This is a genomic window from Heyndrickxia sp. FSL W8-0496, assembly GCF_038007825.1.
Taxonomy (GTDB): Bacteria; Bacillota; Bacilli; order Bacillales; family Bacillaceae_C; genus Heyndrickxia; species Heyndrickxia oleronia.
The window spans coordinates 2546648-2560930 of the sequence record NZ_JBBOXX010000001.1 but is presented as its reverse complement, the minus strand read 5'-3'; the positions used below and the strand labels follow the sequence as shown (position 1 = coordinate 2560930).

The 14283-nt window shown below is 34.2% G+C and carries 12 protein-coding genes; 9 read left to right on the top strand and 3 right to left on the bottom strand.

Annotated features, from left to right (window positions below; all coding sequences use genetic code 11):
• Positions 1-2 precede the first annotated feature (2 nt).
• Positions 3-392 (top strand): MaoC/PaaZ C-terminal domain-containing protein, encoded by a 390-nt coding sequence (locus tag NST63_RS12875; protein ID WP_436580336.1) that lies wholly within the window; start codon positions 3-5, stop codon positions 390-392.
• 47 nt (positions 393-439) lie between these two features.
• Here NST63_RS12875 and NST63_RS12870 read toward each other — a convergent pair whose 3' ends face one another.
• Positions 440-1420 (bottom strand): S66 family peptidase, encoded by a 981-nt coding sequence (locus NST63_RS12870; protein ID WP_341042389.1) that lies wholly within the window; start codon positions 1418-1420, stop codon positions 440-442.
• Positions 1421-1591: 171 nt separating this feature from the next.
• On the opposite strand from NST63_RS12870, the gene NST63_RS12865 reads away from it, so the two are divergent.
• The 4 genes from NST63_RS12865 (at position 1592) to NST63_RS12850 (ending at position 6491) form a co-directional block, all read left to right on the top strand.
• Positions 1592-2053, top strand: a complete 462-nt coding sequence (locus NST63_RS12865; protein WP_341042386.1) for a flavin reductase family protein — start codon at positions 1592-1594, stop codon at positions 2051-2053.
• 88 nt (positions 2054-2141) lie between these two features.
• Positions 2142-3623: a helix-turn-helix domain-containing protein gene (locus tag NST63_RS12860; protein WP_212945632.1), complete on the top strand. Its 1482-nt coding sequence runs from the start codon at positions 2142-2144 to the stop codon at positions 3621-3623.
• A gap of 142 nt (positions 3624-3765) precedes the next feature.
• A complete protein-coding gene (locus tag NST63_RS12855; RefSeq protein WP_341042384.1) occupies positions 3766-5151 on the top strand; it encodes a TldD/PmbA family protein in 1386 nt (461 codons plus the stop codon).
• Positions 5148-6491: a TldD/PmbA family protein gene (locus NST63_RS12850; RefSeq protein ID WP_341042382.1), complete on the top strand. Its 1344-nt coding sequence runs from the start codon at positions 5148-5150 to the stop codon at positions 6489-6491. Before NST63_RS12855 ends, NST63_RS12850 begins: the two co-directional genes overlap by 4 nt.
• Before the next feature lie 96 nt (positions 6492-6587).
• Here NST63_RS12850 and NST63_RS12845 read toward each other — a convergent pair whose 3' ends face one another.
• Complete coding sequence (locus NST63_RS12845; RefSeq protein WP_058003684.1) at positions 6588-8117, bottom strand: solute symporter family protein; 1530 nt, start codon at positions 8115-8117, stop codon at positions 6588-6590.
• Complete coding sequence (locus NST63_RS12840) at positions 8114-8455, bottom strand: DUF485 domain-containing protein (RefSeq protein WP_212945629.1); 342 nt, start codon at positions 8453-8455, stop codon at positions 8114-8116. The genes NST63_RS12845 and NST63_RS12840 overlap by 4 nt, the downstream gene beginning before the upstream one ends.
• A 387-nt stretch (positions 8456-8842) precedes the next feature.
• Between NST63_RS12840 and hutU the strand changes: the two genes are divergently transcribed.
• The 4 genes from hutU (at position 8843) to NST63_RS12820 (ending at position 14180) form a co-directional block, all read left to right on the top strand.
• Positions 8843-10507 carry a urocanate hydratase gene (gene hutU, locus NST63_RS12835; RefSeq protein WP_341042380.1) on the top strand — a complete coding sequence of 555 codons (1665 nt, stop codon included), beginning with the start codon at positions 8843-8845 and terminating at the stop codon, positions 10505-10507.
• A 29-nt stretch (positions 10508-10536) separates the two neighbouring features.
• A complete protein-coding gene (gene hutI, locus NST63_RS12830) occupies positions 10537-11814 on the top strand; it encodes an imidazolonepropionase (protein ID WP_058003681.1) in 1278 nt (425 codons plus the stop codon).
• A gap of 284 nt (positions 11815-12098) precedes the next feature.
• Positions 12099-13433, top strand: coding sequence for a YjiH family protein (locus NST63_RS12825; RefSeq protein WP_341042377.1), 1335 nt, complete (start codon positions 12099-12101; stop codon positions 13431-13433).
• 135 nt (positions 13434-13568) lie between these two features.
• Positions 13569-14180 (top strand): hypothetical protein, encoded by a 612-nt coding sequence (locus tag NST63_RS12820; RefSeq protein WP_071975939.1) that lies wholly within the window; start codon positions 13569-13571, stop codon positions 14178-14180.
• Positions 14181-14283 lie beyond the last annotated feature (103 nt).

Below are 14283 nucleotides of genomic sequence, written 5' to 3'. Positions count from 1 at the left end.
TAATGGATAATCTAGAAACCATACATAAGCCAACAATCACTCATACACAACTTGTAAGATATGCAGGAGCTTCGGGGGATTTTAATCCAATCCACACAGTTGTACCAATCGGTGAGAAGGCAGGATTAGGGGGAGTTATTGCCCATGGAATGCTAATCATGGGACTAGCTGGAGATGCAATAGGTAAATGGTTTCCGAGAAGAAATCTCCGCAAATTTAATGTTCGTTTCTCTGCGATGACGAGGCCAGGTGAAAGCCTGTGTATAGAAGGCTCTATCATTGATGAAATAGAAGTGGACGGCGAGATAAGATATGTAGGGAAAATTACTGTAAAAAATCGGGAGGGTGAAATAAAATTAAAGGGCCAATTTCAAGTAAAAAAAGAAATTTGAAAGGGATTGTCGAATAAGACAATCCCTTTATTTATATAATTAAGTAATCAATATTCATTTTGGTCGATATTTATTTCTACGGTTTCAGTAAATACTTCTAATGTTGCTTTTGTGCCTATCGGAATGGTTGTTATTGGGTCTGTATGTCCAAAATTCACATTAGCTACTATAGGAATGCCTCTTAATTCATATTTGGATTCAATGATTCTTTTCAAGGCTGATTCCGTCATATTCGAGCCTTTTTGAAATCTTCCGATCATTATTCCTCGAACTTTATCAAATTGAGGCAGGTGTAGTAAAGCCTGTAAATTTCGTTCAAAAGAAAGTGGGTGAGATTCTTCATCATCTTCTATAAAAAAGATACTGTCTTCTATAGAAGGTAGAAATTCTGTTCCTTGTAACAGATTGATAGTAGAAAGATTTCCACCAATTAGCTTTCCTTCAGCCGTTCCCTCTTGAATTATCATGTATTTATTAGAATGATATTGTCGCTCTTCTTCGTCTATATACCATTTGTCATCACTCCACATGTGTGAAGGAATAATTTCAAAAGGTGCGTCATTCGTAACTGCCTCTAAAAAGGATTGAAGTGTATATGCTGATGTTTTTTTCATACCAAAGGTGGAAAAATGTGGACCTGAGTATGTAATTAATCCAGTTTTTTTGTAAATGGCTAGTTGAAGTGCTGTAATGTCACCATGACCACATAAGATTTTTGGATTATTTTTAATAAGGTTATAATCAATATTTTTCAAGAGTTGGTTAACATTGTATCCACCAATTGCTGTTAAAATTCCTTTTACATTTGGATCCTGAAAAGCATCATGTAAATCTTTTAATCGATGTTTGATAGATGTTGAGAAAAATTCATCATGTTCATCTACATATTTTCCAAATGATATGTTAAATCCTAATGATTCTAAACACTGTACAGCATTTTCAATTTGTTTTCCTTTTATAACGGCCATACTTGTAGAAGGAGCTAACACTCTTATCTCATCACCTGGTGTTAATCTAGTGGGTAACATATATTCTTGTCCTTTCCTTTTTTCCTATTATAGCATTTGTTGTTTTTTTTCGTTCATTTCATTGTCGCTTGTCTGAACAATCCAATCATAATAAATAATTTTGAAATATTAACATAAAATTGTATAGTTATATTAGAAAATTAATCTAAATTAAATAAGGAGGAAAATTATATGGATGAACGTACTTTTCGAGACGCTATGGGGAAATTTGCAACAGGAATTACTGTGGTTTTAGCTGAAATTGATGGACAAATTCATGGTATGACAGTGAATGCCTTTATGTCCGTTTCAATAGATCCAATGCTTGTTATGGTTTCAATAGATGAAAAAGCTATGATGTATGAAAAAATTATAGATGCAAATCATTTTTCTATTTGTTTCTTTAGAGAAGATCAGCAAGATTATTCCATGATCTTTGCTAATCAAAAACAACCAGATCACCCCATTCAATTTGATCGTTTCGATGGTCAACCAATTTTAAAAAACCCCTTGGCAGCAATTACATGTAGTAAGTATGAATTAAAGCAAGCTGGAGACCACATGCTTGTACTTGGAGAAGTCAAGAATATTCTTATAAACGAAGGAAAGCCGCTTTTATATTATCAAGGGCAATATAAAAAGATTACTGAATAAAATTGGAAACGATTTAATTAGTGAGTAACGTTTTGGAAAAGAGGGATTTTGAGTTTTTTAATAGTACATGGATTGGGGGTCTGATTAATTGATCAAAATACTAATCGCAAATCCTGATGAATTTGAGGCAAAAGGGATTCAATGGCTCATTGAAACATCTATTTCAAACGTAAATGTCATACTAGGAAAAAATTCACTTGAAACTTTAACGATCCTAGAAAATGAGAAACCACATATACTGATTTATGAAATGAATATTGGAATCGATGATTCTTTACTAAAAGTAATTAAAATAACTAAGCCTGCTATCATCTCTCTCACAATGGAAGCGACATTTGAAGCGGCGAAAAAAGCAATTGACATAGGAACGAATTTTTTATTAATTAAACCATTTTCTCCGCAGGAACTTTTACATCATGTTCAAACTCAAATACGAGATGTTATACATAAACATTTAAGCTTAACTACCGAAGCTAAGTTATTAGGTTCCCCAGAGATTGAGTATGAGGATATATTTATTAATGGAACGAAATTAGCTTCACCCTATATATTCATAGCATTTCAGCTTGAAAAATCCGATCTTTTATCAAAATTGAATAGTTTTTTAAAAGAATATTCATTTCCGGTAAAACCTTTAATATTTCCGCTAAGTGATATGACATTATGTGTATTTCACTCCTCCACATCTATTAATTGGAGTGAAATATGTCAACGCTTATTGTTTGATTGGGAACAAAGAGAGAAAGAATCGATTTGTATTATTATTAATCGTGAAGATCATCCTGATTTAACTTTACATGATAAATATATACATACAAAAAAGATGACAGAAGTCACGTTTTTTGTAGGTTATAAGCAGGTGTTAGAATTTAGTAAAGAATTGCAATGGCAATTTATTGATCCATTTCTAACACCTAACGAACAAAAACAATGGATTCGATTTTTAAATGAAGGAAATAAAGAAGGGATATCGGATTTTTTAGTCACTAATTTTTTGGATATTTCAGACTCCTACCCGGATCCAGGTTTATTAAGGATCCGATTGACAAGTATTCTTGCTCAAATCCGAAGACATATGAAATCCGTGAATTTAAATGATCAATTTTTTGAACAGGAATATTTACATATTTTCGATAGTATCTTGTATGAATCTGTTATTTATCGTATTGTTCAAAAACTTCTAATCTTCATTTCGACGATTTTGGATGCGGCTGGGGAAATTAGTAAAAGTCAACATCTCAATATTATTGATCAATGTATCCATTATTTAGAGTTAAATTATTGGAAACCCGAATTGGATTTAGCGGATTTAGCGAATTTTGTAGGAAGAAATGCTTCCTACTTAAGTCATTTATTTGTTGAAAAAACAAAAAAAACATTCCGTGAAAAATTAAATGAATTACGGATAAAAGAAGCAAAAAGATTATTAGTGGAGACCGATATGTCTATTAAGGAAATTGCAATCCTATCAGGCTTTCAAAACCAGCATTACTTCTCTAAAGTATTTAAAAAAATGGTCAATCAAACACCAAAGCAATATCGTTTATTGGAAACGATTGAAAATTATTGAATCGATCTCCATCTGAAGACTGACAGTAAATCAACCGTAAATAGGATCAAAGTTTTAAGAGAAAAGAGTAGGATAAACATAAGGAAGGTATATATGGATATTTCGCAATCTTTCTATAATAAAGAAAGTTCAGGAGGCTACCATGTTAAATAAATTAATCATTGAAGATGTACTTAACGAAGCGTTATCAACAGGAGGAGATTTTTCAGAAATATTTATTGAAGATCGTTTCACCAACAATATGACACTACATAGTGGAAAATTGGAAACTAGTCTTTCTGGAAGAGATTTTGGAATTGGCATCCGAGTATTTAAAGGTTTACAAAGTGCTTATGCGTATACAACAGATTTTAGTCGAGACGGATTAATAAAAACAGCTAAAAATGCAGCACAAGCAATTAAAGGAAATAAAATTATACAATTATCCCCATTTGTACCAAGAACCTTTAATAATCAGCATCCCATTGAAATTATTCCTCAAGATGTTGAAAAAACAAGGAAATTATCAGTGATGAAAAATGCATATGATATAGCCAAAAGCTATCATTCTAGTATTTCGCAAGTAAATGTTCGCTATTTGGATGAGGAGCAAAATGTTTTAATCGCTAATTCTGAAGGAACTTTTGTTGAGGATACACGTATTCGCAGTAGGATGTTGATTCAAGCTATTGCTACACGTGATAACCAAATGGAAATGGGCTATTTTGGACCTGGTGCATTGCAAGGATTTGAATTTATTGAAAATCTAAATTTAGAACATTATGCAAGAGAAGCTGCTCGAATTGCAGTTACCATGTTAGATGCAAGTCCATGTCCTAGTGGGAAGTTTCCGGTAATCATTGATAATGAATTTGGCGGTGTTATTTTTCACGAAGCCTGTGGACATGGATTAGAAGCAACAGCTGTAGCAAAAAAGCATTCTGTATTCGCTGATCGTTTAGGTCAACAGGTTGCACCAGACATTGTTACGTATATTGATGATGGTACGCTAAAAAATGAATGGGGTTCTATCAATATTGACGATGAAGGAGAACTTTCAAGAAAAAATGTTCTTATTGAAAATGGTATTCTCAAAGGCTATTTGATTGATAAATTCAATTCAAGAAGAATGGGTATGGAATCAACTGGATCAGGAAGAAGGGAATCCTTCCGCTTTGCTCCAACCTCCCGAATGACCAATACGTATATTGCACCCGGAAAGTCATCACCAGAGGAAATTATCTCTAATACTGAGAACGGAATATATACTAAATATATGGGCGGAGGACAGGTTAATACTACGACAGGTGATTATAACTTTGCAGTAATGGAAGCCTATGAAGTGAAAAACGGAAAACTAGGTAAGCCTTTAAAAGGAGCTACATTAATTGGAAACGGTCCTAAAACATTACAGAAGGTAGATATGGTTGGGAATAATTTAGGGCATGGTGCAGGAATGTGCGGTTCGCAAAGTGGAAGTATACCTGTAAATGTAGGACAGCCAATGATTCGTGTAAGTGAAATAACAGTAGGGGGAAGTAATGAATGAATATAGGAGAATTTCAATTCCAACTATTTGAAACTGCTTTAAATGAAGGATTTACGGATGTTGAGATGTATTATGAAAAGAAAGAAGTATTTGGCTGCCAAGTATATAAAGGGGAAATAGACCATTATGAAATTGCAGAGGATGGTGGAATATCTTTTCGTGGGTTAATTGAAGGAAAAATGGGCTATGCCTATTCAGAGAAAATTGATGATGATTCCATTCGATTTTTAGTAAAGCATGCAAAGGAAAATGCAGTAATCCTTCAAGAGGACGGATTAGAAGAGATATTTGAGGGCAGTAATTCTTATGAAAAGGGTGACTTCTTTTCTAAATCTTTAAATGAAACGACCATTCCAGAAAAAATACAATTTATCAAAGAAGTAGAGAATAAAGTACTTTCATATGATTCAAGAATAAAAGCTACAGATTATTGTGGAATTCAATCTGAAACTATTACACGAAAGATTTTCAATAACAAAGGACTATCATTAAGTGACCAAATGAATTATTTATATGTTTATGTCAGTGTTGTTGCAAAGGAAGGCAATGAAACAAAAACCGGGGTAGGATTTGAAATAACGAAAGATTTCCATTCATTGCAGGCAGATAAAATAGCAGAAAAAGCTGCAAATGAAGCACTTTCTCAATTAGGAGCTAAAAATATTGAAAGTAAAAGTTATCCTGTATTATTAAAAAATGATGCAGCGGCAAATTTTTTGTCTGTTTTTGTACCAAATTTTTCTGCAGAAAACACACAAGCAGGACTATCCGTTTTAAAAGATAAGCTAGGAATGAAAATTGCAAGTGATAAAGTGTCTATTATTGATGATCCATTTTTGGAAAAGGGGCTAGCATCAAGAACATTTGATAGTGAAGGTGTAGCTTCGAAACCATTAAACTTAGTGGAATCAGGTGTTTTACGTTCATTTTTGCATAATTTAAAAACAGCAAAAAAGGATCAAGGTGTTACGACAGGCCATGCAAAGAAGGACTCATATAAAGGTTCGGTAAAAGTCGGTCCATCAAATCTGTATATTAAACCTTCTACTATCTCTTTCAAAGAATTAGTTAACGATATGAAAGAAGGAGTATTCATTACTGAACTATCTGGATTACACTCTGGTGTGAACACCGTATCAGGTGATTTTTCCGTTGCAGCAAATGGCTTCTATATTAAGGATGGAGCTATTCAATATCCCGTTAACTTAATGACCATTGCCGGCAATTTTTATGAATTATTGAATGATGTTGATGCAGTCGGCGCTGATTTGAATTTTCCTTTAAGCAATATTGGTTCTCCATCACTTTGTATCAAATCATTATCTGTTACTGTAGAATAAATTGATACGAAAGTAATATCCGTTCGTTTATTAGATTTTAAGGCAAAGTAAGAGGGGCACACTGATAAAATCAGCAAGCCCCTTCGTCATTGATTTTTATTCTTTGAAACCCGTATTTGCTTTAACAGCGACTTCTGCAAAGCGTTTAGCATCTTGCTTCTTAGAAACCACTGTTCCAATATACGCCCCGATAAAACCTAATGGAACCGAAATAATCGCTGGATTTGTTAGTGATATTAAAGGCTCCCCGACAAAAATGGCAGCACCTTCAACAGGAGAAAACACATTAGGACTAATAATTACGAGAATTAAAGATGATAACAATCCAGAGAGCATTCCTGTAATCGCACCAGAAGTGTTAAATTTTTTCCAATAGATTGTAAAAATTATTACGGGCAAATTTGCACTTGCTGCCACACAAAAGGCAAGTGAAACTAAAAAAGCAACATTCATTTTTTGTGTAAATAGAGCTAATAGAATTGATAAAATAGCTACGCCTACTGAAGCATATCGTGCTGCAAGCATTTGTTGTTTCTCTGTAATTTTTCCTTTTTTTATTATCTCACCATATATATCATGGGCAAATGCAGAGGCACCGGACAACACTAATCCCGCAACAACAGCCAAAATGGTTGCAAATGCTACAGCTGATACAAATGACATTAGGAAATCACCACCAAGTGCTCCAGCTAGTAAAGGAGCAGCCATATTACCTGCTGCATTTGCTTCAATTATCTTATCAAACCCAACAAAATAAGCGGCACCAAAACCTAGGAATATCGTTAATACATAAAAGATTCCAATAACCCAAGTTGCTGAAATAACCGAACTTCTAGCGGTTTTCGCATCTTTAACAGTAAAGAATCGCATTAAAATATGTGGTAATCCTGCAGTACCTAGAACAAGTGCAAGCATTAATGAAATTGTATCTAGCGGTACCTTATACTTCACTCCAGGTTTTAGATAATCTTCCCCAAGTGGTGTAGCTGTTTTCATTTCAGTAAACATTTCGAAAATATTAAAATGAAATTTGGCTAATACCATAATTGAAATGACAATAGTTCCCACCATTAACAATACAGCCTTTATAATCTGTACCCAACTTGTAGCTGTCATTCCACCAAAAAGGACATATATCGTCATCATAATTCCAACAATTAACACAGCAATCCAATAATCAATGCCAAATAATAATTTAATGAGTGCACCAGCACCAACTAACTGAGCAATCATATAAAAGATAACAATTGTTATTGTGTTTAATGCTGCAACTGCCCGGACTTTCTTCGCATCAAATCGTGAATTAATCATATCTGCTAAAGTATATTTTCCAAGATTTCGCAATGGTTCTGCAACGATAAATAACACAACTAAATAAGCAATAAGAAAGCCAATACTGTAGAAAAATCCATCAAATCCATTAAGAGCAATCATCCCTGCAATACCTAGGAAAGATGCTGCTGATAAATAGTCTCCTGCAATCGCTAAACCATTCTGCCACCCAGTTAAACCACCGCCGGCAGTATAAAATTCACTTGTTGTTTTCGTACGTTTTGCTGCAAAATACGTAACCACTAACGTAATTCCAACAATTAATAAAAATAAGATGATTACAGTAGGACTCATGCACCAATTTCTCCTTTTTTCTTGTTTTCTTCAATCACTTCATCGGCCAGCTTATCAAAATATGATGCCTTTTTGACATAAACGATACAAAGTACCCAAGTCATAATAAACTGAGCGAAAGCAAAAACCCAAGCCCATGAGATGTCTCCAAATGCAATTTTATTGAGAATATTTGAGTAAGAAGTTAAAAATGGTAATGTAAAGTAGAATACTAAGAAGAATATCGTTAATGGAACAATAAATTTTTTCTTAGAGGTCATTAACTGTTGAAATTTATTGCTTGAAGCAATCTTTTCGAAATCAATAGATGTTTGGTCATTATTATCCTTTTTTGGCATAAACACGTTCTCCTTTCGTTATTTTCCCTACATTGTAATCGTAAAGTAAAGGGATTCAGCTTGTCAATATAATATTAAGATAATTCTGAATATAGAAAAATCTATTTTCACCCCCAATAATTTCATAGTTAAATTATGTATTTCAAAGAAAATAAGTATTTTAATAAAATATAAGAAAATCAAGCTTCCAAACTATACTCCTCTAATCCTTCTAATTTAAGTATAAAAATATAAGAAAATTATAAAAAAAATAGCAAACCATTATAACAAAACCAAAATTATCATTGAATAATTATAAAAAAACTAGTCTTTTTTTAAAACTTCGCAGAATATTTAGTCTTTATAATTAGATTATGAAATGAGAAGGAATTTAGGAGGGAACATAAAATGAAAACGCATTCAAAGAGAGAAATTACTAATTATACTGGGTCTGAATTACATGCAAAGGGATGGATACAAGAAGCAGCACTAAGGATGTTAATGAATAATCTCAATAAGGATGTTGCAGAACGTCCTGAAGATTTAGTTGTTTACGGAGGAATAGGAAAAGCAGCAAGGAACTGGGAATGCTACGATGCCATTGTAAAAACATTGCATGAGCTTGAATCCTATGAAACTCTTCTTGTTCAATCAGGAAAACCAGTTGCCGTATTTAAAACACATTCAGATGCTCCAAGAGTATTAATTGCGAATTCTAATCTTGTTCCGGCTTGGGCAAATTGGGATACTTTCCATGAACTTGATAAAAAAGGACTGATGATGTACGGACAAATGACAGCTGGAAGCTGGATATATATTGGTAGTCAAGGGATTGTTCAAGGGACGTATGAAACATTTGCTGAATTAGGAAGGCAACATTTTGGTGGTTCACTTAAACAAACCATAACGGTTACAGCAGGACTAGGTGGCATGGGTGGTGCTCAACCTCTCGCAGTAACTATGGCAGAAGGAGTTTGTATAGCTATCGAAGTAGATGAATCAAGGATCGATCGGCGAATCGAAACTCGTTATTTAGATATAAAAACGACTTCATTAGAAGAGGCTATTCGCCTTGCTAAAGAAGCGAAGGTAGATGGAAAATCATTATCCATCGGATTATTAGGTAATGCAGCAGAACTATTACCCAAAATGATCGAACAAGGATTTATTCCTGATGTTTTAACAGACCAAACTTCTGCGCATGATCCACTAAATGGATACATTCCGATAGGATATACATTGGAGGCTGCTGACCAACTACGCAATACAAATCCAGAGGAATATGTAAGAAAGTCAAAGGCTAGTATGGCTACACATGTTAAGGCGATGCTTCTAATGCAAGAAAAAGGGGCCATTACATTCGATTACGGTAATAATATCCGTCAAGTGGCAAAAGATGAAGGGGTTGAGAATGCATTTAATTTCCCTGGCTTTGTACCTGCCTATATTCGACCACAATTTTGCGAAGGAAAGGGGCCATTTAGATGGGTAGCATTGTCTGGTGATCCTGAGGATATCTATAAAACAGATGAAGTAATACTTCGTGAGTTCAGTGATAATGAGCATTTATGTAAGTGGATTAAGATGGCTCAAGAGAAAATTCAATTTCAAGGTCTTCCTTCACGAATTTGTTGGCTCGGTTATGGGGAGAGAGCAAAATTTGGAAAGATCATTAATAACATGGTAGCAAGTGGAGAATTAAAGGCACCAATCGTAATTGGTCGTGATCATTTAGACTCTGGTTCAGTTGCCTCACCAAATCGTGAAACGGAAGGCATGAGGGATGGAAGTGATGCTGTTGCTGACTGGCCAATCTTGAATGCAATGATTAATGCTGTAGGTGGTGCAAGTTGGGTATCTGTCCATCATGGTGGTGGTGTTGGTATGGGTTATTCATTACATGCTGGCATGGTAATTGTTGCAGATGGTACGAAAGAAGCAGAAAAACGTTTAGAGCGTGTTCTAACATCTGATCCAGGAATGGGTGTTGTACGCCATGTGGATGCAGGCTATGATCTTGCAATAAAAACAGCGAAGGAAAAGGGAATCCATATTCCAATGTTAGGTAAATAATAAATGGATTTGCAATGGAGGGATGAAGCATGACAAATAAACCCATCTTAATTCAGCATGCAAATGAACTAATTACCGTAGCAGGAGGTTCAGAAAAACCTTTGACCAAAGATCAAATGAATGATCTTCATATTATTATAGATGGTGCTCTATGGTTAGAAGATGGAAAAATAGAAGCTGTTGGAAAAACTGAAGAAATTAGAAACAAATTTTCTCACCGTTTACATGAGGCTATTGTGGTTGATGCATCAGAAAAAATCGTTATGCCAGGACTAATTGATCCACATACACACATTGTTTATGCGGGTAGTCGAGAAAATGAATTTAATATGCGCCTAAATGGAGCTACGTATATGGAAATTATGAATAATGGGGGAGGAATTCATGCAACAACATCCAAAACACGAGAAGCGACACATGAAGAACTTTTTTCCGAAAGCAAAAAAAGATTAGATTCCTTCCTAAAACATGGGGTAACTACTATTGAAGCGAAAAGTGGCTACGGTTTAGATTGGCAGACAGAAAAGAAACAATTGGAAGTTGCCAAGCAATTAAATGAGGAACATGTAATTGATGTGATTCGTACATTCATGGGAGCCCATGCAGTACCTGCAATATATAAAGATAATCCAGATGAATTTGTAAAGATTGTAACCGAGGAAATGCTTCCTAATGTTGCAAATGAAAATCTTGCAGAATTTAATGATGTGTTTTGTGAGAGGGGTGTTTTCACCCCAGATCAAAGCCGTAAAATTCTATTAGCTGGAAAACAATTAGGGCTTATCCCGAAAATACATGCAGACGAAATTGAACCATATGAAGGAGCTGAGCTTGCTGCTGAAGTTGGAGCTATTTCAGCAGACCATCTTTTAAAAGCATCAGATAAGGGCATTCAACAAATGGCCGAAAAGGGAGTTATTGGTGTTTTATTACCCGGAACAGCTTTCTTTTTAATGGCTGAATCAGCTAGAGGAAGAAAAATGATCGATGAAGGTGTACCAGTGGCACTTTCTACGGATTGTAATCCTGGATCTTCACCTACTACTTCATTACCATTCATTATGAATTTAGCATGTATGAAAATGGGAATGACGCCTGCTGAGGCAATAACTGCTTGTACTATTAATGCTGCACATGCGATTAATCGAGGAAAAGATATTGGAAGCTTAGAAGTTGGAAAAAAAGCAGATATAGTTATGATGAATGTGCCAAATTATATGCAGCTTCCATATCATTATGGGATGAATCATACAGATATGGTCATAAAAAATGGAAAAATCGTTCTAGAGAATGGTCAATTATGTTGAAAGGAAAGTCAATCACCAAAATGACTGTTGATTGAATTTTCAGGGGATCATTTAGGCGATCTATTAAGGGGAACTTCCCTTTATGGATCGCCTTTCTTTAAACAAGGCTATTTTAGTATAGTTTGTTGCTTATATAAAAGATTCAGCGATTCTAATAAAGTTTGTAGCTCTTTTCTCAGTGAATTGAAAGGTGTAGCGGTCTTCAGCTGAAAGTTATTTGTTACAACTTTACTTTAATAACAACAAATATTAGAAAAGAGCCTTAAACAAAGGGGGAAATAGGGATGGCGAAAACAAATCCAGTAATACACACTCAATTGCAAACTAGACCATCGCATATTAAAGAAATTCTAAAATTTATTATTTTTAGTGCAATCGGCATTTTTATGTTTTTCATACCAATCAGTATTCAAGGAACTTCTTCTATTATGCTTGACCATATAGTAACATTCATCCAAAACAGAGTGCCTAATCTAATACCGTATTATGCTTTATTAGTAATATTACTAGGTGCTATTTATCCTTTTTATACGAAAACCTGGAATAAAGATGGAATATCGATCTTTTTTTCTATTTTTAAAGTAATAGGGTTGGTTGTGGCAGGCTTACTTGTTTTTAAGCTTGAACCTAAATGGTTAGCAGAGCCTGATATGGGACCATTTTTATTTAATAAACTGGTCATCTCTGTTGGATTACTTGTTCCAATAGGCTCTGTTTTTTTAGCTTTACTCGTTGGTTATGGTTTATTAGAATTTATTGGAGTATTAATGCAGCCAGTTATGAGACCTATATGGAAAACACCAGGAAGGTCAGCTGTAGATGCTGTTGCATCTTTCGTTGGTAGTTACTCAATTGGTCTATTAATCACTAATCGTGTATATAAAGAAGGAAAATACACGGCGAAAGAAGCTGCAATTATTGCAACTGGATTTTCTACTGTTTCCGCGACATTTATGATCGTGGTTGCAAAAACACTTGGATTAATGGATAAATGGAATCTATATTTCTGGGTAACATTAGTCATCACTTTTATCGTTACTGCGTTAACAGTAAGAATTTGGCCATTACGTTCAATGAGCGATGAATATTATGAAGGCGTTGGAAAACCAGAGGAGATCGTTAAAGGAAATCGTTTTAAGCATGCATGGAAGGAAGCAATGGATGCTGTCCAACAATCTCCGAGTTTAGGAAAAAATATATGGATGAATTTAAAGGACGGATTCATTATGACGATGTCGATATTGCCATCCATCCTTTCTGTAGGTTTATTAGGTCTCGTTTTGGCTGAATTTACTCCAATCTTTGATATTATCGGTTATATTTTTTATCCTATTACTGCATTATTTCATTTACCTGAACCATTATTAGCTGCAAAGGCAAGTGCAGTTTCTATTGCAGAAATGTTCTTACCGGCTTTATTTGTAACAGGAAGTGCACTCGTTACAAAATTTGTTATTGCCGTTGTTTCAGTTTCAGCCATTATTTTCTTTTCTGCCTTAATTCCATGTATTGTCTCTACAGACATTCCAATTTCATTGCCAAAATTACTTATCATATGGCTAGAACGAGTGATTTTAACACTAATTATTACGATACCTATCGCATACTTAATACTATAATAACTATCATCCCTTTATCTAACTTTATTGATCCGTTCCAGGTCAGTAAAGTTTTTTTAATAAAGGAATTTTCAACAATTTATAGAATACGAATAGTAAAAGGTTTTATTGTACAACAAAGAGGTGTTAAAAGGAATGAATGTTTGGTATGTAAGCTATGGGTCAAATATTAATTTAGAAAGATTTATGTGTTATATAAATGGAACAAAACCTGAAGGATCTAATAAAAAAGAAAAGGGATGTAGGGATAAAACTCCTCCAAAAGCTATTAAGAGCGTTGTCCTCCCTTATCAACTTTATTTTTCTAAGGAAAGAAGTAAATGGGGAGAAGGGGGCGTTGCGTTCATCAATTATATCGAGGATTTTCGATGCAGTACTTTAGGTAGAATGTATTTGATAACGGACCAACAATTTTGTGATGTTGTAGCACAAGAAAATAATACAAAGGAGATGCTGATAGATCTTCAAAAAGTGATTAATCATAAATATTCAATCATTAATGATGGCTGGTATGGAAGAATTTTATTTTTAGGCTATAAGGATGGAGCACCTATGTTTACTTTTACAAATAATCAACTATATAAGAACATCACTATTAATAAACCCCATTCATCCTATTTAAAAACAATTACAAAGGGCTTATTAGAAATTGGTTTAGGTCTAGATGAAATTATTGATTACTTTTTAAAACAGCCCGGAATAAGAGAATATTTCACAAAAGAAAAGCTTTTTAAATATATCACTTAACGTGTACAACTATTGATTGACATACTATTCTGTATCAAAATAAATGAGTCTGACCCCCACGAAATAGAAAAAATATCTCGTGGGGGTTTAATACTTTATTTAC

What these genes read in the sequence shown, in the direction of transcription:
- NST63_RS12875 (WP_436580336.1), top strand. Translation starts at nt 3, where the DNA reads ATGGATAATCTAGAAACCATACATAAGCCAACAATCACTCATACACAA.
- NST63_RS12870 (WP_341042389.1), bottom strand. Translation starts at nt 1,420, where the DNA reads ATGTTACCCACTAGATTAACACCAGGTGATGAGATAAGAGTGTTAGCT.
- NST63_RS12865 (WP_341042386.1), top strand. Translation starts at nt 1,592, where the DNA reads ATGGATGAACGTACTTTTCGAGACGCTATGGGGAAATTTGCAACAGGA.
- NST63_RS12855 (WP_341042384.1), top strand. Translation starts at nt 3,766, where the DNA reads ATGTTAAATAAATTAATCATTGAAGATGTACTTAACGAAGCGTTATCA.
- NST63_RS12850 (WP_341042382.1), top strand. Translation starts at nt 5,148, where the DNA reads ATGAATATAGGAGAATTTCAATTCCAACTATTTGAAACTGCTTTAAAT.
- NST63_RS12845 (WP_058003684.1), bottom strand. Translation starts at nt 8,117, where the DNA reads ATGAGTCCTACTGTAATCATCTTATTTTTATTAATTGTTGGAATTACG.
- NST63_RS12840 (WP_212945629.1), bottom strand. Translation starts at nt 8,455, where the DNA reads ATGCCAAAAAAGGATAATAATGACCAAACATCTATTGATTTCGAAAAG.
- hutU (WP_341042380.1), top strand. Translation starts at nt 8,843, where the DNA reads ATGAAAACGCATTCAAAGAGAGAAATTACTAATTATACTGGGTCTGAA.
- hutI (WP_058003681.1), top strand. Translation starts at nt 10,537, where the DNA reads ATGACAAATAAACCCATCTTAATTCAGCATGCAAATGAACTAATTACC.
- NST63_RS12825 (WP_341042377.1), top strand. Translation starts at nt 12,099, where the DNA reads ATGGCGAAAACAAATCCAGTAATACACACTCAATTGCAAACTAGACCA.
- NST63_RS12820 (WP_071975939.1), top strand. Translation starts at nt 13,569, where the DNA reads ATGAATGTTTGGTATGTAAGCTATGGGTCAAATATTAATTTAGAAAGA.